The organism is Tatumella sp. JGM91 (assembly GCF_018257575.1).
Lineage (GTDB): Bacteria > Pseudomonadota > Gammaproteobacteria > Enterobacterales > Enterobacteriaceae > Tatumella > Tatumella punctata.
On sequence record NZ_JAERJP010000005.1, the window covers coordinates 157,884 to 178,088 of the forward strand.

General features: G+C 51.2%; 16 protein-coding genes and 1 pseudogene. 8 read left to right on the plus strand and 9 right to left on the minus strand.

Features of this window, described 5'->3' with window-relative positions; translation table 11 throughout:
• Positions 1-17: 17 nt before the first annotated feature.
• Positions 18-863, minus strand: a complete 846-nt coding sequence (nfo, locus tag JK198_RS05420; RefSeq protein ID WP_212707174.1) for a deoxyribonuclease IV — start codon at positions 861-863, stop codon at positions 18-20.
• 58 nt (positions 864-921) lie between these two features.
• Positions 922-1,980 (minus strand): YeiH family protein, encoded by a 1,059-nt coding sequence (locus JK198_RS05425; protein ID WP_212709957.1) that lies wholly within the window; start codon positions 1,978-1,980, stop codon positions 922-924.
• Between the two features lie 143 nt (positions 1,981-2,123).
• On the opposite strand from JK198_RS05425, the gene yieE reads away from it, so the two are divergent.
• Together yieE and JK198_RS05435 are read left to right on the plus strand one after the other, a co-directional pair.
• On the plus strand, positions 2,124-2,990 hold the full coding sequence (gene yieE / locus JK198_RS05430; RefSeq protein ID WP_212709956.1) for a DNA-binding transcriptional regulator YeiE: 867 nt from the start codon (positions 2,124-2,126) through the stop codon (positions 2,988-2,990).
• Positions 2,991-3,161: 171 nt separating this feature from the next.
• Positions 3,162-4,640 (plus strand): amino acid permease, encoded by a 1,479-nt coding sequence (locus tag JK198_RS05435; protein ID WP_212707171.1) that lies wholly within the window; start codon positions 3,162-3,164, stop codon positions 4,638-4,640.
• A 103-nt stretch (positions 4,641-4,743) separates the two neighbouring features.
• On the opposite strand, the gene fghA is transcribed toward JK198_RS05435, so the two are convergent.
• Together fghA and JK198_RS05445 are read right to left on the minus strand one after the other, a co-directional pair.
• Positions 4,744-5,583, minus strand: coding sequence for an S-formylglutathione hydrolase (gene fghA / locus JK198_RS05440; RefSeq protein ID WP_212710016.1), 840 nt, complete (start codon positions 5,581-5,583; stop codon positions 4,744-4,746).
• A 67-nt stretch (positions 5,584-5,650) separates the two neighbouring features.
• Complete coding sequence (locus JK198_RS05445) at positions 5,651-6,556, minus strand: LysR family transcriptional regulator (protein WP_212707170.1); 906 nt, start codon at positions 6,554-6,556, stop codon at positions 5,651-5,653.
• A gap of 240 nt (positions 6,557-6,796) precedes the next feature.
• Between JK198_RS05445 and folE the strand changes: the two genes are divergently transcribed.
• Both folE and yeiB read left to right on the plus strand, forming a co-directional pair.
• The gene (gene folE, locus JK198_RS05450) at positions 6,797-7,462 is read left to right on the plus strand and encodes a GTP cyclohydrolase I FolE (RefSeq protein WP_212707169.1); all 666 of its coding nucleotides are present in this window, start codon (positions 6,797-6,799) and stop codon (positions 7,460-7,462) included.
• A 64-nt stretch (positions 7,463-7,526) separates the two neighbouring features.
• Positions 7,527-8,657: a DUF418 domain-containing protein YeiB gene (gene yeiB / locus JK198_RS05455; protein WP_212707168.1), complete on the plus strand. Its 1,131-nt coding sequence runs from the start codon at positions 7,527-7,529 to the stop codon at positions 8,655-8,657.
• Between the two features lie 129 nt (positions 8,658-8,786).
• Here yeiB and sanA read toward each other — a convergent pair.
• From sanA to metG, 4 genes and pseudogenes are all read right to left on the minus strand, one after another.
• Positions 8,787-9,476 (minus strand): annotated as a pseudogene (sanA, locus tag JK198_RS05460) (outer membrane permeability protein SanA); the annotation flags it as partial.
• Between the two features lie 121 nt (positions 9,477-9,597).
• Positions 9,598-11,295, minus strand: coding sequence for an NAD-dependent malic enzyme (locus JK198_RS05465; protein WP_212707167.1), 1,698 nt, complete (start codon positions 11,293-11,295; stop codon positions 9,598-9,600).
• Positions 11,296-11,446: 151 nt separating this feature from the next.
• Positions 11,447-12,334: a cytidine deaminase gene (gene cdd / locus JK198_RS05470; protein ID WP_212709955.1), complete on the minus strand. Its 888-nt coding sequence runs from the start codon at positions 12,332-12,334 to the stop codon at positions 11,447-11,449.
• A 210-nt stretch (positions 12,335-12,544) separates the two neighbouring features.
• The gene (gene metG, locus JK198_RS05475) at positions 12,545-14,611 is read right to left on the minus strand and encodes a methionine--tRNA ligase (RefSeq protein ID WP_212707165.1); all 2,067 of its coding nucleotides are present in this window, start codon (positions 14,609-14,611) and stop codon (positions 12,545-12,547) included.
• A gap of 189 nt (positions 14,612-14,800) precedes the next feature.
• Here metG and apbC point away from each other — a divergent pair, with 189 nt between their 5' ends.
• The gene (gene apbC / locus JK198_RS05480; protein ID WP_212707274.1) at positions 14,801-15,910 is read left to right on the plus strand and encodes an iron-sulfur cluster carrier protein ApbC; all 1,110 of its coding nucleotides are present in this window, start codon (positions 14,801-14,803) and stop codon (positions 15,908-15,910) included.
• A 30-nt stretch (positions 15,911-15,940) separates the two neighbouring features.
• Here the strand turns inward: apbC and JK198_RS05485 are convergent, their stop codons facing one another.
• On the minus strand, positions 15,941-16,387 hold the full coding sequence (locus JK198_RS05485) for a GNAT family N-acetyltransferase (RefSeq protein ID WP_212707164.1): 447 nt from the start codon (positions 16,385-16,387) through the stop codon (positions 15,941-15,943).
• A 156-nt stretch (positions 16,388-16,543) separates the two neighbouring features.
• Here JK198_RS05485 and ahpC point away from each other — a divergent pair, with 156 nt between their 5' ends.
• From ahpC to JK198_RS05500, 3 genes are all read left to right on the plus strand, one after another.
• Positions 16,544-17,107, plus strand: coding sequence for an alkyl hydroperoxide reductase subunit C (gene ahpC / locus JK198_RS05490; RefSeq protein WP_212707163.1), 564 nt, complete (start codon positions 16,544-16,546; stop codon positions 17,105-17,107).
• Positions 17,108-17,178: 71 nt separating this feature from the next.
• Positions 17,179-18,750 carry an alkyl hydroperoxide reductase subunit F gene (gene ahpF / locus JK198_RS05495; protein WP_212707162.1) on the plus strand — a complete coding sequence of 524 codons (1,572 nt, stop codon included), beginning with the start codon at positions 17,179-17,181 and terminating at the stop codon, positions 18,748-18,750.
• A gap of 382 nt (positions 18,751-19,132) precedes the next feature.
• The gene (locus JK198_RS05500; protein WP_212707161.1) at positions 19,133-20,200 is read left to right on the plus strand and encodes a hypothetical protein; all 1,068 of its coding nucleotides are present in this window, start codon (positions 19,133-19,135) and stop codon (positions 20,198-20,200) included.
• Positions 20,201-20,205: the final 5 nt, after the last annotated feature.

The following is a 20,205-nucleotide window of genomic DNA, read 5'->3' on the forward strand; positions in this document are numbered from 1 at the left end:
CCCGGGTTTTAGTTTTTTCAGGCCGTTTGTTGCGCTTTCAGCCAGGCGATTTCGTCTTTCCAGATCTCCGGATCAACGGTTTCCAGAATTAACGGAATACCGTCGAAACGTGGATCTTTCATCAGCCAGCTAAAAACGGTATTGCCGATATTTCCCTGGCCCAGGCTATGATGCCGGTCGACCCGACTGCCGAACTCGCTTTTTGCATCATTAAGGTGCATGCCGCGCAGATACTTAAAGCCGACCACCCGTTCAAATTCCCTGAAAGTCGCTTCACAGCTTTCGACGCTGCGTAAATCATAGCCAGCGGCAAAAGCATGGCAGGTATCGATACACACCCCGACCCGGCTTTTGTCTTCAACCTGGTCAATGATTTCTGCGAGATGTTCGAAACGAAAGCCGAGGTTACTGCCCTGACCGGCGGTGTTTTCTATCACCGCAGTCACTCCTTCGGTCTGATCAAGGGCAATGTTCACCGACTCAGCAATCAGTTTCAGACAGGCTGACTCAGTAATTTGCTGCAGATGACTGCCGGGATGAAAATTAAGTAATGACAGCCCCAGTGATCCGGCCCGCTGCATTTCATCGATAAAAGCCAGCCGTGATTTTTCCAGCGCTTCACTGACCGGATGTCCCAGATTGATCAGGTAACTGTCATGGGGCAGGATCTGTGCCGTACTGAAATTATATTTTTCACAGGCCTGGCGAAACGCATCAATAGTTTGTGATGTCAGTGCTGCGGCCCGCCATTGACGCTGATTTTTGGTAAACAGAGCAAAAGCGGTAGCTTCTAATTCGTGTGCGCGCAGGACTGCATTTTCGACTCCGCCAGCAGCGCTGACATGCGCACCAATAAACTTCATAGCCGTTTCTCCTCAGTATCGGGCTTGCGATAGATTTAACACTATAATACCTGAGGAATTACTTCATAACATGCCATAGCAACAGATTGACCGCGGCACCACCAATAATCAGCCAGATAAATATCAGCAGACCCAGCAGCATGGGTTTCAGCCCCGCTTGTCTGAGTTGCCTGGTGCGGGTTGTCAGCCCCAGGGCCGCCATGGCCATTGCCAGCATCAGATTATCGGTATGATGGATAAGTTGCAGCACAGGTTGCGGCAATAAATGGAAAGAATTAATCCCTGCCACCAGCATAAACAGCAGCGCAAACCACGGGAAACGAATCTTGCCCTGCGGACCGGCATGCTGCGGGAGGGTGCCGGTGAGCCACTGACTGAGCAATAACAGAAAGGGTGCCAGCATCATCACCCGCAGCATTTTGGCAATGACGGCACTGTTTTCTGCTTCAGTACTGATCGAATGACCTGCCGCCACGACCTGGGCAACTTCATGGACTGTGGACCCGGTATAAATACCGAATTGTGCGGCGGTCAGGGCAGGGTACAGAGGATGGATAAGATTCCATAGTAACGGATAAATTATAATTGCACTGCTGCCGAAGATCACCACTGTCCCTATCGCCACCGCCGTGTGATTTGCTCCGGCTCTGATCACCGGTCCGGTGGCCAGTACCGCAGCAGCGCCGCAGATACTGCTGCCAGCCCCAATCAGCCAGACGGTCTGCCGGTCGAGTTTCAGCCAGCAGATCCCCGCCAGACAGGTCAGAAAAAAGGTACTGCTCAGCATAATAAGGTCGGTAAACAAGCCCTGATAACCGATGGTCCCGATTTGCTGAAAAGTCAGGTTAAAGCCGTACAAAATAATACCGCCACGTAACAGGTAATGTTTACTGAAATTTATTCCGGCGGTGCAGTGCTCACTGATGCGGGCCGGAAGCAGATTACCGATAATCATTCCCGCAATAATCGCCAGGGTTAGAGTGCCCAGTCCCGTGGCTGTAATTTGCTGAATCTGTGTCAGCAATATACTACCGGCAGCGATCAGCACGGTGACGGCTATACCACTTAGCCAGTTAATGGCTGCGGCAGGATTGTATCCCTGGTATCGGGTGTGCATGGCATTCTCCTCTGTATGCTGAACACCCGCGATCCTGCATTGATTTTCATTAAAAGAGAAATTGATTATAATTTTATAATTAACCATTATAAGTGGTAAGTAAATTAGCAGCCTGGTCTGCGCGCCTGCCGGAGGAAAAGAGCATGCATATTACCCTGCGACAACTGGACGTATTTTGTGCAATTGTTAAGAATGGTTCCACCATTCAGGCTGCCCGACAGCTGGCCTTGTCTCAGTCTGCTGTCAGTGCGGCCCTTGCAGACCTGGAAAACCAGCTGTCGGTACAGTTATTTGACCGGGCAGGAAAAAGACTGGTGGTTAACGAACATGGCAGGTTGCTGTACCCGAAAGCCATCTCTTTACTGGAACAGGCAAAAGAAGCCGAACAGTTGTTTTGTGATGATGAAGGGGCGATACAGATCGCTGCCAGCAGTACCATCGGGAATTATTTACTGCCGGCAATGATGGCAAATTACCGTCGCGACTATCCCCATTCCCCGCTGGAACTGACTGTGGGTAACAGTCAGGATGTGATTCAGGCAGTAAGCGATTTTCGTGTGGATGTGGGGCTGATTGAAGGCCCTTGTCATGTGACCGGGATTGTCAGTGAGAACTGGATGGATGATGAGCTGGTCGTTTTCGCAGATCCCCGTGCTGATATTTTCTCCCGGCCGGTTACCCTTGAAAGACTGGCGTTATCACCGTGGATCCTTCGTGAACGGGGATCCGGTACCCGTGAGATTGTCGATTACCTTCTGTTATCTCATTTACCTTATTTCCGGGTCGGGATGGAACTGGGGAATTCCGAAGCCATCAAACATGCGGTCCGTTATGGTATGGGGGTCAGCTGCCTGTCACGGCGGGTAATTACCGACCAGCTGGAAAATGGCAGCCTGCGACAGGTAGCGCTGCCATTACCGCCACTGACACGGACCCTGTACCGGATCCATCATCAGCAGAAGCATTTATCCCGCGCATTACTGCGTTTTTTGTCCTATTGTCATGAATAAAATGATAGCCAAAAGAACCGGCGAGGCAGTATTTATTCCTGCTTTATGGCAGGTTTGCTAATAATCGCCGGACAATCATGAAGGTAACTAATAACAACCGTGGTAATGCTATACAGTGATAAGTTAGCTGGTACAATCGCGCCTCATTTTTATCCAGCATAGTGTTTACTGATGAATAATAATTCAAATACCACAGATAAGCCTGCCCTGAAGCGCGTATTAAAAGCCCGCCATCTGACCATGATTGCCATTGGCGGTTCAATTGGTACCGGTTTGTTTGTTGCCTCAGGTGCCAGCATTTCTCAGGCAGGGCCGGGGGGAGCATTGCTCTCTTACGCCGTTATTGGCCTGATGGTCTATTTTTTGATGACCAGCCTCGGGGAACTGGCCGCTTACATGCCGGTCTCCGGTTCTTTTGCAACCTACGGGTCAAAATATGTTGAAGAAGGATTTGGTTTCGCCCTCGGCTGGAACTACTGGTACAACTGGGCGGTAACCATCGCTGTTGATCTGGTGGCAGCGCAACTGGTCATGGGCTACTGGCTGCCGGAAGTACCGGGCTGGATCTGGAGCTGCCTGTTCCTGGCGATCATCTTCCTGTTGAATGTGATTTCCGTTAAAGGCTTTGGTGAAGCTGAATACTGGTTCTCACTGATTAAAGTTGTCACCGTAGTGGTATTTATCATTGTCGGTCTGCTGATGGTCACCGGGATTATGCGCGGCGCAGGTACAGGTGGCGGCTGGCATAACTGGACTATCGGCGATGCGCCTTTTGCCGGCGGTTTTTCGGCCATGATTGGTGTGGCTATGATTGTCGGGTTCTCTTTCCAGGGCACTGAACTGATCGGTATTGCTGCCGGGGAATCCGAAAATCCGGGTAAAAATATTCCGCGCGCGGTCCGGCAGGTTTTCTGGCGTATTCTGCTGTTTTACGTGCTGGCGATTCTGATCATTAGCCTGCTGCTGCCTTATACGGACCCGCGGCTATTGCACAATGATGTTAAAGATATCAGTGTCAGTCCGTTTACTCTGGTGTTTCAGAATGCCGGGTTACTGTCTGCTGCAGCGGTGATGAATGCGGTGATCCTGACGGCAGTGTTGTCTGCCGGTAACTCCGGGATGTATGCTTCAACCCGTATGCTGTTTACCCTGGCTCAGGAAGGTAAAGCGCCAAAGATTTTTGCGCGCCTGACGGCAAACGGGGTACCACGTAACGCCCTGATTGCGACTACGGTAATTGCCGGCTTATGTTTCCTGTCGTCAAAATTTGGTAACCAGACAGTATATCTGTGGTTACTGAATACCTCTGGTATGACCGGATTTATCGCCTGGCTGGGCATTGCCATCAGCCACTATCGTTTCCGCCGTGGCTATGTGGCTCGCGGACTGGATCTGGATGCCTTGCCTTACCGCTCCGGATTATTCCCGCTCGGTCCGGTGTTTGCTTTTGTGCTTTGTCTGCTGATTACTCTCGGACAGAACTATCAGGCCTTTATGGAAGACCATATTGACTGGTATGGGGTTACGGCAACCTATATCGGTATTCCGTTGTTCCTGTTGATCTGGCTGGGCTATAAATGGTCCCGCGGCACCCGGTTTGTCAGATATCAGGATATGGAATTTCCTGCTGTCGGTGAGGATAAGCACTGATACTGACTAAACAGCGATAAAGTAAAAAAACCATGCCGCGGCATGGTTTTTTTACTTACAGCAGAGGTTAATGTTGCGCTGATCGCCGTCCGGCGACGGCAGACTATTCTGCGTCGTCCTGTAAATAACGGGAATGGAACCGCAGGTGGTCGTCTATCACGCTGGCAATAAAATAATAGCTATGATCGTAGCCTTGCTGCCAGCGTAATGTGAAATCGAACTGTTGCTGACGTGCTATTTTTTCCAGGGCTTCTGGTTGTAATTGCAGGGGCAGAAAAGTATCGGCACTGCCCTGGTCAATCAGTACCGGCACCCGGTGAGAAGCTTGTTGCATCAGGGCACAGGCATCATAGCACTGCCAGTCAGCAACATTTTCCCCAAGGTAAGCCGTAAATGCTTTTTGTCCCCAGGGCACCTGCGCCGGATTGACAATCGGAGCAAAGGCCGAAACAGACGTAAAGCGGCCAGCCTCACGCAGGGCCAGTACCAGGGCCCCGTGTCCGCCCATGGAGTGCCCCATAATCGCCTGACGACCATTGAATGAAAACAGTCCGTCCAGTAATGACGGTAATTCAGTGGTCAGATAATCGTACATGCGGTAGTGCTGGTTCCAGGGGGCACGGGTGGCATTCAGGTAAAAACCGGCACCCTGTCCCAGGTCATAGGCAGCATCATCGGCAACATGCTCTCCGCGCGGGCTGGTATCAGGCATGACTAGCGCGATACCGGCTTGTGCAGCCAGCCGCTGGGCCCCGGACTTTATCGAAAAATTCTCATCGGTGCAGGTCAGACCGGCAAGACACCAGATCAGCGGTACCGGGCCGGTAGCGGCCCGCGGGGGTAAAAACAGGCTGAATCTCATGGTGCATCCCAGCACCGCAGAATGATGTTGCCAGCGTTGCTGGCGGCCGCCGAACATCAGGTGTTCTTCGCAGAGTGTCATCTCGGACATAATGGCTCCTGTCTTGTTCTCAGAGTGCATCACTGCCGGTCCGGGCAGTGATGCGTTATTACAAATTACCGGTGCTGACTGGCCGTCCGGAGGCTGGCGGCGGGGTAAATAAGGTCAGCATTAATTCTTTCAGTGCTTCGACATTGGGGGTAAATGCATCCCGTCGCCAGATCAGACAGGTTGACACCTTCCCATACTTTTCGGGCAGAGGGTGGGTTTTAATCCGTGTACGATCGCTGATTTGTGCCAGTACCGAGGCAGGCGCAATGGCCAGTCCGGCCCCTCCGGCCACACAGGCAATCATGGCATGATAAGAATGTATCTCCATAATACTGCCCGGCTGAGCATCTCCTTCGCGGAACCACTCTTCCAGTTTTAACCGGTAAGAACAGCTGTTACGGAAGGCGAAAAAAGTTTCACCCTGTACATCCCGCGGGCAGGTGACCCGGTTGCGTTCGCTACTGGTGATCAGCACCAGCTCTTCTTCAAAAGCCACACAACTGTTTAACTCATCGTAACCTTCCGGTCTGTCGGCCAGTGCCGCCGCAACCGTACCTTCGCGGACATGATCGATAATTTCACCTGAAGTGCCGGTGATCAGTGACAGAGAGACGGCAGGGTAGCGCTGATGGTAAGCCGACAATAACGCCGGTAACCGGGTGGCGGCAGTGCTTTCCATGGTGCCAAGAGCAAAGTTACCCGAGGGTTCACCCTGGCGGGTCATACTGATGGCTTCTTCGCTCAGGGCAAGTATACGCTGAGCATAGCCGAGGAAATTGTGGCCCATCGGTGATAAACGCACCCGCTGCTTTTCGCGGATCAGCAGAGCGGCCCCCAGTTCTTCCTCAAGTTGTTTTAGCCGGGTCGTCAGATTTGAGGGAACCCGGTGCAGTAGTTCCGCGGCACGGGCAACGGAACCGGTTTCTGCGACAGCACAAAACATCCGGAGCTGGACCAAATCCATAATTATTCTCTTTATGAAACTAACTTTAAACAGGTTATTCACGATTTGAGTTATTTTACGGCCAGAGCCGATGCCAGGCAACCTTGTTGTGCGGAGTAATCAGTGAATATATTTACACAGTGATAAAGGATGATTGCGGTAAGAGACTGGATAATCCTCGTGGACTGCTTCACAATATGCGCTGATGATGATGCTCCGTCCGCATTCAGGGCAGAGAATTCACCTGCCGGAGAAGAAATAATGTCCATTTTTAGTCAGGAAGCGGCACTGGTACATGAAGCACTGGTGGCACGCGGTCTGGAAACCCCTTTACGTAAGCCTGCGCGTGAGCTGGATGACCAGACACGTAAATCGCTTATTGCCGGTCATATGACCGAAATTATGCAGTTACTGAATCTGGATTTGCAGGATGACAGCCTGACCGAAACGCCTCATCGTATTGCTAAAATGTACGTCGATGAAATTTTTTCCGGTCTGGACTACGCGAATTTCCCAAAGATTACGGTTATTGAAAACAAAATGAAGGTCGATGAAATGGTCACGGTACGTGATATTTCCCTGACCAGTACCTGTGAACACCATTTTGTGACGATCGACGGTAAAGCGACGGTCGCTTATATCCCGAAAGATAAAGTGATCGGTCTTTCAAAGATTAACCGGATTGTACAGTTTTTTGCACGGCGTCCGCAGGTACAGGAACGTCTGACCCAGCAGGTGCTGGTCGCGCTGCAAACTTTGCTCGGAACCAATAATGTCGCAGTGTGTATTGATGCGGTGCATTATTGTGTCAAAGCCCGCGGGGTGCAGGATGCCACCAGTGCAACCACCACCACCTCACTGGGGGGATTATTTAAGTCGAGTCAGAATACCCGCCAGGAGTTTTTACGGTCCGTCAGACATAACTGATCTCTTTTTTACAGGGTCCGCCGGTGAATACGGTGCCGGCCCTGGCTTGCTTTGCAGGACACCCATGCCACGTTATCCCCAGCTCGATTTTATCCGTGGTGCCGCGATCCTCGGTATTTTACTGCTTAACATTATCAGCTTTGCTTTACCTTCTGCGGCTTACCTGAATCCGGCCTGGCAGGGCACTGTCAGCCTGGCGGATGCTGTCTGCTGGGCAGCTCTGGAGATGGTGGCCCGCCTGAAATTTCTTAATCTGTTTGCACTGTTGTTTGGGGCCGGTCTGGTGTTCCTGCTGCCCAAAGGAACGGGCTGGCTGCAATCCCGACTGGGATGGCTGATTGTTTTTGGTTTGCTGCACGCAGTACTGCTCTGGGAAGGAGATATCCTGGTCGCATGGGGGATAGCCGGTATACTGAGCTGGCGGCTGATCCGGGACGCTCGCAGCTGGCAGACATTATTACGCACCGGGATACTGTTTTATACGGTCGGCTGCCTGATGTTGCTGGTGTTTGGCATGTTATCTGGCGGGCAGGGCGGCAGTAGCTGGTTACCCGGTCTGGCGGAAATCGCTTTCGAGAAACAGACGAAACTGCATCCCGGGCTGGTGGCCATAAATTACCGGCTCGATCATCTCGGGTCTATGCTGCTGGCGTTTTTTACCCAGTACGGCTGGGAATTGTCCGGACTGATGCTGGCCGGTGCTGCACTGGTACATAACGGCTGGCTGATCGGTAAGCGGAGTCAGGCTGAATATCTCCGTAGCGGCGGATTATTACTGGTGGCAGGATTTTCTCTGGAAGCCGCCGGGGTGACTGCCCAATGGCTGACTGGCTGGTCATTTCGCTGGAGTGGTTTTTATCTGCAGTTGCCCGGAGAAATTGCCAGTCCGCTGGTCAGCCTTGGATATGTATCCCTGGTGCTCGGCTTCTGGAAAAAAATAGCAGCCAGCAGAGTGTGTTATCTGCTGTGTTGTGTTGGCCGGATGGCCCTGAGTAATTACATTTTACAGACACTGATTTGCACTCTGATTTTTTCGACTGGCGGGTTGTTTATGCATTTTCAACGCTGGCAGTTATTGCTGATCGTTCCCTGTATCTGGCTGGTCAGTCTGTTGTTTTCCGTCTGCTGGCTGCATTTTTTCCGTCGCGGACCGCTGGAGGCCCTGTGGCGGTATCTGACCCGGCAAACCGCCTGAATCAGAAGTACTGGTATTGTTGTGTACCGGAGGCTGCGGGAGCACTTTGACGCTGCCGCTGGCTGGATTACCCGGCGAGTGTTTATCGGTGGCTGCCGGTGCCGGCCGGGGGGCCGCTGGCATTGTATCGACCTGCCACGGGGTCACCGCCGGATAGCCGGGACTGTTTTCCGGTATTTCTGTCACCGAGGGTATCGGGATTAATGGTCCGAGAAAACGCGGTTCACTTTTGAATATATACAAGTCTGCCAGTGCAGCCAGGCGCGCACCAATCTCGCGGATACGGATCCCCAGCATATTTTTCGGTGAAGGGACCGCATAACACTGTGCGCGGATCCCCTGGTGCATAGCGATAAACAACGCCCTTTCACAATGGAAACGCTGAGTGATGATAATAAAGTCATTGGTATCAAAGACTTTTCTTGTGCGGATAATTGAATCCAGGGTTCTGAATCCGGCATAGTCCAGCACAATGTCGGCCGGATCGACTCCGCCTTTGATAAGATCTTTACGCATGGTGCGGGGTTCATTATAGCTTTGCAGGGCATTGTCGCCGCTTAATAACAGGTAATTGACTTTGCCGCTGTTATAGGCGTTCAGTGCACCCTGAATGCGGTATAAATAGTACTGATTTGGTTCACCGCCACGGTAATATTTTGACGTACCGAGCACCACGCCGACTGCACGATGGGGTAAATCACTGACGTTTTCATAGATATAAGGTGCAGTCTTCCAGCTGATCCAGCGATCGAGACCTAATGCTGTTACTCCTGCCAGCAAAATCAGGCAACAGGTAATGGTAAAGATACGTCTCAGCATGCGGCCTTATTACTCACTTATTGACGGTTAAAGTGACTCAAGGGTACTTGAGCCACTTCGGGCAGGCAAGGTCTGATATTGGCTCCGGCAATGTCAGAGAGTTACTGCCGGGAAGCCGCTGTCAGATTGAGGTACGTCGATAGTGACGGTACAGGGGTTTCCAGAAGTTATCTTCTACTGCCTGTGAAAGAGCCTCTTCTGACGTTTCCGCGGCCACACCTTCGGCCTGTGCCGCTTTTGCAACGGCTATCGCGATATAACGGGAGACCTGCTGGATATCTTTTAACTCTGGCAGAACAGCACCTTCACCGCGGGTCGCTAACGGTGAGCAGTCGGCCAGCGCCCGACTGGCGCTCATCAGCATGGCATCGGTGATCCGGCTGGCTTTAGAAGCCAGTACACCAAGACCGATTCCCGGGAAGATATAAGCATTATTACACTGTGCAATCGGATAGGTTTTATCCTGCCAGGTCACCGGGGCAAAGGGACTGCCGGTGGCGACCAGGGCTGCGCCCTCGGTCCAGGCGATCAGATCGGCAGGTACCGCTTCAACCCGTGATGTCGGATTAGATAACGGCATAATGATTGGCCGCGGACAGTGGCGATGCATTTCCCGGATAATTTCTTCGGTAAACAGCCCCGGTTGTCCGGAGACGCCAATCAGTACGGTCGGTTTTGCGTTACGTACAACATCCAGCAGAGATACAGCATCGTTTTCTGTCTGCCAGCCGGCAATATGCGCAGAATCCTGAATCAGGCGGGTCTGGAATGGCAGCAGGTTGGTGAGTTTATCCGTGAGCAGGCCATAACGATCGACCATCATTACCCGCTGACGGGCCTGTTTATCGCTCAGTCCGTCCGCTTTCATCTCGGTAATAATTTGTTCTGCAATTCCGCAGCCTGCAGAGCCGGCACCGAGGAAGACGACGGTCTGCTCAGAAATCCGGCTTCCGGCAGCGCGGCTGGCCGCCACCAGGGTGCCGACAGCGACGGCTGCAGTGCCCTGGATATCGTCGTTAAAACAGCACAGTTCGTCGCGGTATTGCTCCAGCAACGGCATCGCATTTTTCTGAGCAAAGTCTTCAAACTGCAACAGAACATTGGGCCAGCGGCGCTTGACGGCCGAAATAAATTCGTTCACAAATGTTGTGTACTCTTCGCCGCTGATCCGCGGATGACGCCAGCCCATATACAGAGGATCGTTGAGTAATTGCTGATTGTTAGTACCGACATCCAGCGCTATGGGTAACGTATAGGCAGGGCTGATGCCGCCACAGGCGGTATACAGTGAGAGTTTACCAATAGGTATTCCCATACCACCAATGCCTAAATCGCCTAAACCGAGAATTCGCTCGCCGTCAGTGACGACAATAACTTTGACATTCTGCTTAGTGGCATTTTGCAGCATATCTTCGATATGCTCACGGTTAGGGTATGAGATAAAAACACCGCGGGCACGGCGATAAATTTCAGAAAAGTGTTCACAGGCCGTGCCGACGGTCGGGGTATAGATGATTGGCATCACCTCTTCCAGATGGTCATCCAGCAGACGGTAAAACAGTGTCTCATTGGTATCCTGAATATTACGCAAAAAGACGTGTTTATCGTTATTGTTTTTAAATTGCTGAAACTGGTGCCAGGCACGTTCTGCTTGTTCTTCGATAGTTTCTACGGTTTCAGGAAGTAATCCGTTAAGATTAAATTCGTTACGTTCTTCCTGCGTAAAGGCACTGCCTTTATTAAGTAACGGAAATTCTAACAGAATAGGGCCGGCATAAGGGATATACAGCGGGCGTTTGCTTTCGTAATCGAGTTCCATGTCGTGCATGCTCCTCAGCGTTTTCTCCGGCGGCCACAGCGGCTGGCCGAAGGTATCAGGGTAAGACAAAAATATAGCCTTCAGCTGCCGATGATAAGCAGAAAAAATCAATAAAATGTTAATGCCGCCGCAAATTTAGCCGCGGCGGGGGCTACAGTGACAGACTGACCTCTCGTAACTGATCACACCCCAGAGCCGCGAGGGTTGCCCGGGTCGCCGCCAGCTGACTGACTGCGGCCTGTTCAGATTCGGCCAGTACCGCTTGCTGAATATCAAGGCAATTGCCCCCCTGTAAGTTAAGCAGTATCAGGGCGGATTGTAACGGCGGCAGTGACGGGTTATAGGCGGCATTTTCTGCATAGCGACCTGCATAAATAGTACCGTTGCTGGTCATTAAGGCCACTCCGCTATAGGCAGAAGAATAGGGAGCATAGCTTTTAGCCGCTGCCCTGATAGCCGCCTGTTGCAGGGCATCACCACTGACCGGGAAATTCTGCGTCTGGTCATCCATCAGCAGATCATTGATCTGCAAATCTGCAGGGCCAAAAGCATCAGGCAGATAGTCGGCCAGAGTTCGTGGCGGTTTACCGGGCAGACACAACACCAGCTCTCCGCCACTGTTGAGTTCATTCATAAACTGACGACAATGGCCGCAGGGGGTGTAGTTGACGGTCACCGCCGCCAGTTTCTTTTCACCGGACAGCCAGGCATGGGTGATAGCGCTCTGTTCGGCATGGACTGTTTGCTGCATGGTGGCGCCGCGGAATTCCATATTGGCGCCGAAGTACCAGTTGCCACTGGTGCCGCGGGCGATTGCGCCGACATTAAACGCGGATAATGGTGTCACCGCACAACTGGCAGCCAGTGGCAGTAAGGCCAGAGCCAGGGCATTCTCGTCCAGACCTGTGTCTGCGGTTAACTGACTCACTGTCTGCGCGGACAGAATCGCTGTAAACTGCGGATCCTCCAGCACAGGACGCAGGGCGGCCTGTAAGCGGGGAGTCAGTGTTTCAAATGCGGTGGTGTAACGTGGGTGCATACGAAGCCTCATTCAGTGAAACTGCGGTATCTGATTTTTATATGTGATCTCTATCAAATGCACAATGTACACGGCGGTTTGCATTACAACTTTGCGCGATTCATCGCAAAGTTTTTCTGACAGACATCAAGATTCAGAGGGAAGGATGAATTCCGCGGAAAAAAAAGCCGGTTTACACCGGCTTATGGACTGAGGGCATGGCTGGCAGAATTAACCGACCTGCATGCCCGGCTGTGCGCCGCTGTCGGCGGACAGGATAAATAAATCGCTGCCGCCACTGCCGGCAGATAACACCATGCCTTCCGATACGCCAAAACGCATCTTACGCGGTGCAAGGTTTGCTACAATAATGGTCAGACGGCCGGTCAGTACCGACGGATCCGGATAGGCCGCACGGATACCTGAAAAAATCTGACGCTTTTCACCGCCGACATCCAGTACCAGGCGCAGTAGTTTATCAGACCCTTCGACCAGTTCAGCCTGCTCAATCAGCGCTACCCGCATATCTACTTTGGCAAAATCATCGATACTAATAATACCTTCTGCCTGTACATCTGCTTTTTTAGCCGGCTTTTCGGCCACAGCGGTTTTCTTCGGTTTGGCGGCAGCCGGTGCTGTGGTCTGGCCAGCATCGTGTTTAGAGGCTTCGATCAGTCCGTTAACTTTTGCCATTTCAATACGCTGATACAGTGCTTTAAATGGTGCCACAGTGTGGCCAGTCAGAGGCCGGGCCACACCGTCCCATGTCAGCTCACTGTTTAGGAAGTTTTCACAACGTTCAGCCAGCTCCGGCAGTACCGGCTTCAGCCAGGTCATCAGCACGCGGAACAGATGGATACCCATTGAGCAGACAGACTGCAGTTCAGCATCACGGCCTTCCTGCTTCGCAATAACCCACGGGGCCTGCTCATCGACATAACGGTTTGCCATATCTGCCAGTGACATAATTTCACGGATCGCACGGCTGAACTCACGGCTTGCCCATGCTTCACCAATTTTCTCGCTGGCATCGACAAAGGTCTGATACAGGGCAGGGTCTGCCAGAGTCTCTGACAGCTGACCATTAAAACGTTTGGTAATAAACCCGGCATTGCGTGACGCCAGATTAACCACTTTATTCACGATGTCAGCATTTACCCGCTGGACAAAATCTTCCAGGTTCAGGTCAATATCGTCAATGCGTGAAGAGAGTTTAGCCGCATAGTAGTAACGCAGGCTGTCGGCATCCAGGTGTTGCAGCCAGGTACTGGCTTTAATGAAAGTCCCCCGCGATTTTGACATTTTAGCGCCGTTAACCGTCACATAACCGTGTACAAACAGGTTATCCGGTTTACGGTACTGGCTGCCTTCCAGCATGGCCGGCCAGAACAGGCTGTGGAAATAAACAATATCTTTACCGATAAAATGGTACAGCTCGGTAGAAGAATCTTTCTTCCAGTATTCGTCAAAATCCAGATCACCGCGTTTATCACACAGATTTTTAAACGACCCCATGTAACCGATAGGCGCATCCAGCCAGACATAGAAATATTTACCAGGGGCTCCGGGGATTTCGAAACCGAAATAAGGCGCATCGCGGGAAATATCCCACTGTTGCAAACCGGAATCGAACCACTCCTGCATCTTATTAGCGACCTGTTCCTGCAGCGCACCGGAGCGGGTCCAGGTTTGCAACATGGCAGAGAATGATGGCAGATCAAAGAAGAAATGCTCTGAGTCACGCATTACAGGTGTTGCACCGGAAATCACCGATTTCGGTTCAATAAGCTCGGTCGGGCTGTAGGTTGCCCCGCAGACTTCGCAGTTATCGCCATACTGATCGGCAGCTTTACATTTAGGACAGCTGCCTTTTACGAAGCGATCCGGTAAAAACATGCCTTTTTCCGGGTCATATAACTGGGAGATGGTACGGTTTTTAATAAAACCGTTCTCTTTCAGCCGGCCATAGATTTGTTCAGACAGCTCGCGGTTTTCTTCGCTGTGGGTTGAGTGGTAGTTGTCATAGCTGATATTAAACCCGGCGAAATCCGTCTGATGTTCCCGGCTCATATCATCAATCATTTTTTCCGGAGCAACACCCAGTTGCTGCGCTTTGAGCATGATTGGAGTACCGTGGGCATCATCAGCACAGATAAACCACACGGTATTGCCACGCATTCGCTGGTAACGTACCCAGATGTCTGCCTGGATATGTTCCAGCATATGCCCGAGATGGATAGATCCATTAGCGTACGGCAGAGCGCACGTTACCATTATTTTTTTTGCGACTTGAGTCATAGTTTGCGTAGCTTTCTGTTGGTTTGGAAAAGAACATAGAATGGTAACCGAAGGCACCGTTAACGTAAACAAGTGGCGGGTGATAATGCTTATCCGGTGTCGCCGTTACGCCGGCCATTCTGCTAGGATAGAGACTGATTGATTTTTTTACGTTGTTTTAACAATGCATCGTTACAAGGAGAAGGGATGATGTCAGATGCCCGTCAGCATCACTCACCGGAAATATTGCGCCAGCAGGTCAGCGCCGTATTACAACGCTTTGAACACCCGACACTGCAACAGGATCTGATTCGGCTGAAAGCTGTCCGCCATGTGGCTTTGCTGGATAATATACTGCATATAGAAATAGTGATGCCCTTTGCCTGGCAGTCAGCATTTGAGGCGTTACAACGCACCGCTCAGCAGCAATTACTGCAGCTGAGCGGTGCACAGGGCATTGAATGGCGACTGAGTTGTGATATTGCCACCCTGAAACGGGTAAAAAATCAGCCCTCCAGCCACGGGGTAAAAAATATTATTGCTGTCAGTTCCGGAAAAGGGGGAGTAGGTAAATCATCCACGGCGATTAATCTGGCACTGGCCTTACAGGCAGAAGGCGCACGGGTCGGTTTGCTGGATGCTGATATTTATGGCCCGTCGGTACCCCTGATGATGGGGACCGAACAACAACGGCCCTCCTCACCGGATGGTAAGCATATGGCACCGGTGATGGCACACGGTCTGGCGACCAATTCAATAGGTTACCTGGTCACGGAAGAAAACGCGATGGTCTGGCGCGGGCCGATGGCCAGTAAAGCGTTGTTGCAATTACTGAATGAAACCCTGTGGCCGGATCTTGATTATCTGATCATCGATATGCCCCCGGGAACCGGTGATATCCAGTTAACACTGGCACAAAATATTCCGGTGACTGCGGCCCTGGTGGTTACCACTCCGCAGGATGTGGCCTTACTGGATGCCCGTAAAGGGGTCGTGATGTTCAACAAAGTTGATGTGCCGGTGCTGGGGATCATCGAGAATATGAGCCAGCATATTTGCAGCAACTGCGGGCACCATGAAGCCATTTTCGGCACCGGCGGCGCAGAAAGGCTGGCTGAAGAGTATGGTATTACTCTGTGCGGGCAAATCCCGCTGCATATTTCGTTACGTGAAGATCTGGATGCCGGGCTGCCGACGGTGACCCGTCAGCCCGACGGTGAGTTTACCCGGCGATATCGGCAGATCGCCGGTGGCATTGCTGCCGGTTTGTACTGGCAGGGTGAGGTTATTCCTGCCGATATCAGCTTCCGCGCCCTGTAAGCGAATGTTGCGTCCGGCACCAGTGGAAAGTCACGGCTGGCGCGGGTAATGCATCAGGATATAGTCACCTTCTTCTCCGCAGCCGGTGGCAATCTCCTGCCAGCCGTGTCGGTGATAAAAACGGCGGGCGCGCTGGTTTACCGCCATACATTTGAGGCTGCCAGTGGCGGTGAATCGCCGGCAGACATCCTGTAATAAGGCTGTGCCAATTCCCTGCTCCTGACAGGACGGGCTGACAAACAGGCTATGTAAAAAATTATCCACTACAGCACAGGATGAAAATCCGGCCCGCTGTTCACCGTCCATGGCAACCCGCACTTTTTCGCCAGTAATTAACCGGTCAAAATCTTCCAGTTGCCAGTCTTCACCTTTCAGCCAGTGCCAGTTTGCACGGCGGCTGGCGAGATATAACGTTCGCAGAAAGGGACGATCAGCCTCATCATAATCACGAATGATGACTGGCGCAGAGTGGCCCATAACAGACTCCCATGGGGTAAATTCAGGTGACCAGTTCAGCACAATGCTGAGCGCGGGGTTAATAGATTTTAGTTATCAAATCGATAATAACAGAGTATTAGCCGCTGCCCGCTAAAGAGGTTACTTTGGCATCCTACTTTTACGGAGGGGCAACTGATGTCAATTATCAACACTAAGATCAAACCGTTTAAAAACAGCGCATTCAAAGAAGGTCAGTTTATCGAACTGACAGAGAAAGATACGGAAGGTAAGTGGAGTGTCTTCTTTTTCTACCCGGCTGATTTTACTTTTGTCTGCCCGACCGAACTGGGTGATGTGGCAGATCACTATGATGAGTTTCGTAAACTGGGTGTCGATATCTACTCTGTCTCCACGGATACCCATTTTACCCACAAAGCATGGCATGGCAGCTCTGAAACTATCGGCAAAATCCGTTATGCGATGATCGGTGACCCGACCGGAGCACTGACGCGTAATTTCGAAATTATGCGTGAAGAACAGGGACTGGCAGATCGTGGCACCTTTATTGTTGACCCGGAAGGGGTCATTCAGGCGATCGAAATTACCGCAGAAGGCATCGGTCGTGATGCATCTGACCTGCTGCGTAAAGTAAAAGCAGCCCAGTATGTGGCAAGCCATCCGGGTGAAGTCTGCCCTGCAAAATGGAAGGAAGGGGAAGCGACACTGTCTCCTTCATTAGATCTGGTCGGTAAAATCTGATCAGTGCGCCAGCCAGGGGTTTGTTTTTTCACGGGTGCTGAGGCACCCGTTTTTCTGCCAGGGAGATCACCATGCTCGATAATACATTAAAACATCAACTCAGCGTTTATCTTGAAAAATTAACCCGTCCGGTAGAGCTGATTGCGACTCTGGATGACAGTAACACCTCCGGCGAAGTGCGGGAATTACTGGAAGAAATTAGCGGGTTATCAGATAAAATCAGTTTGCGGCTGGATGACAGCCTGGCAGTTCGTAAACCCTCTTTTATGATTTCAGCCCCCGGCCAGAACCATGGTCCGCGGTTTGCCGGTTCTCCCCTCGGCCATGAGTTTACTTCGCTGGTACTGGCTCTTTTACAAACCGGCGGTCATCCATCGAAAGAGAGTCAGGCGCTGCTGTCTCAGGTGGCAGCGCTGGATACTGAGCTGAATTTTGAAACCTATTATTCACTGTCCTGCCATAACTGTCCGGATGTGGTACAGGCGCTTAACCTGATGGCGATCCTCAACCCCGGGATCAGCCATACGGCGATAGATGGCGGCGTTTTTCAGCATGAAATAGAACAACGTGAAGTGATGGGGGTGCCTGCGGTATACCTTAATGGTCAGAGCTTCGCCCAGGGGCGCCTGAGTCTGAGTGAGATCGTCAGTAAGGTCGATACCAATGCCGGGAAAAAAGCAGCCGAATCCCTGAATCAGCGTCAGCCCTACGATGTGTTGATCGTTGGCAGCGGTCCGGCTGGTGTGGCAGCGGCTATCTATGCGGCGCGTAAAGGGATCCGTACCGGGTTACTCGGGGAACGTTTTGGCGGGCAGCTATTAGATACGGTAGATATCGAAAACTATATTTCGGTACCCAAAACCGAAGGCAGTCAGCTGGCGGGTGCGTTGCGGCAGCATGTGGCTGATTATCAGATTGATGTTATTGAAGCACAGACTGCCAGCCAGTTGTTACCGTCCGCGGCACCGGGAGGGCTGCATTCAGTAGCCACAGTCTCCGGGGCAACCCTGCAGGCAAAAGCCGTTATCCTGGCAACCGGTGCCCGCTGGCGTAATATGAACGTACCGGGCGAAGAGCAATACCGGACGCGCGGTGTGACCTATTGTCCGCACTGTGACGGCCCTTTATTTAAGGGAAAACGGGTTGCCGTGATCGGCGGAGGAAATTCCGGGGTGGAAGCGGCGATTGATCTGGCAGGGATCACCAGCCATGTCACTTTGCTGGAATTCGCAGCAGAATTGAAAGCCGACCAGGTACTGCAGGAGAAACTGCGCAGCCTGAAAAATGTGGAAGTCATCCTTAATGCACAGACTCTGGAAGTTACCGGTGATGGTAAGCAGGTCACCGGCTTGCAATATCAGCATCGTCAGACGATGGAACAGCAGGGGCTGGCAGTCTCCGGTATTTTTGTGCAGATTGGTTTGCTGCCAAATACCCAGTGGCTGGGTGACTCTGTGGCGCGTAACCGGTTTGGTGAAATTGATATCGATACCAAATGTGCAACCAGCCAGCCGGGTATTTTTGCCGCCGGTGACTGTACGACTGTCCCCTATAAGCAGATTATTGTTGCCAGCGGAGAGGGGGCTAAAGCATCACTGAGCGCCTTTGATTATCTGATCAGAACCTCACCTGTATCTGAATAAGCGTTACCCTGAGCAGGCTATTCTTTATCCGCCAGCCTGCTCACAGTCCGCGGATTTAATATAATCAGCATTATACAATGATGAATTATATATATTAATTACACTTCATATTTCGCACATTATTAATCATTTCCTTCATTATCAGCCCGCTTAATTAACTGTTTCTGATAACATCTGATATATTTTTTCTTATAATTCATTCTTTTTATTTATCTGTTAAGAATTAATAAATTTAAATTAATTTAAATGTAATATTTTAATTTAAAATATTATATTTGTTAGCACGTTATGCTGATAAGTTATTTAACGGCTGCCGCATAATTTCAGCCACTTTACCGCGGTATTTATTTATTATTTCTGGCAATGGCAGATCGTAAAAACAATGAAAATCAGATATCTGGCCCTGGGGTTATTGGCTATTCCCGGCATATTTACCGAATCTTTTGCAGCCACGCCCCGGGACCTTAGCTCCCTGTATCAGCTTCCGGAATCCAGCCAGATACCGGCGGCAGATAACCGGCTGAATAGTCAGCCCCCGACGCCTCCGGCAATTAAACACTATGATCGCTGGTTCCCGTTGCTTGGCGATAAAGCAGTACAAATGGGATATGAATTACCGGAACCTTTTGGTATCGGTATTAATTATATGAACATTCGCCAGAATATCAGTGTTGACTCGATTAATTTTAGCGGACTTGGCCTGGGAAAACTCAATTTCCCATCCAACCTGTTTAATATAGATGCCAGTAAAACCCGGCAATACAGTAAAACGACGACTCTGCGGCTGGATGCCTGGCTGCTGCCGTTCTGGAACCTGTACGGGATTGTCGGTAAAACCCGTGGTCATTCCATTTCAGCGATTGGCGTTGATTCCGACCCCTCTCAGTTTAAAGGGGACTTTCTGAACCAGCTAATCTCCGGTGTGGTGCACAACATGCATAACGCAGGGCAGTTCGATAATCTGAATTTTGAACTTAAGTTTAAAGGCACCACGTATGGCGTCGGGACAGTGCTGGCCGGAGGGGTCGGTGACTGGTACGGGCTGGTGGACTTTAACTATACCCAGACAAGGTTCGATATTCTCGACGGCAGTATTAATGCCTTTACCTTGTCACCGCGCGTAGGTTACCGCTTTACCACTCCGGGGATCCGTGCGATAGGGCTGGAACCCGGAAAACTGAATGTCTGGGTAGGGACCATGTATCAGGATGTTCAGCAGGAATTTAAAGGCAGTCTTAACGATCTGGCGATGCCGGGTTCATTACAGCAATTAATGGCTCTGGCTAACCGAAATGGTAATGGCCGTTTTGATGTTAAGCAGCATTTGCAGTCCCCCTGGAATGTACTGGCGGGCGCACAGTACAGCATTACCCGGCATTTTAATATTGCCGCAGAACTGGGCTTTGCTCAGCGCAACAGCATTATGGTATCCGGAGAGTATCGTTTCTGATGTTA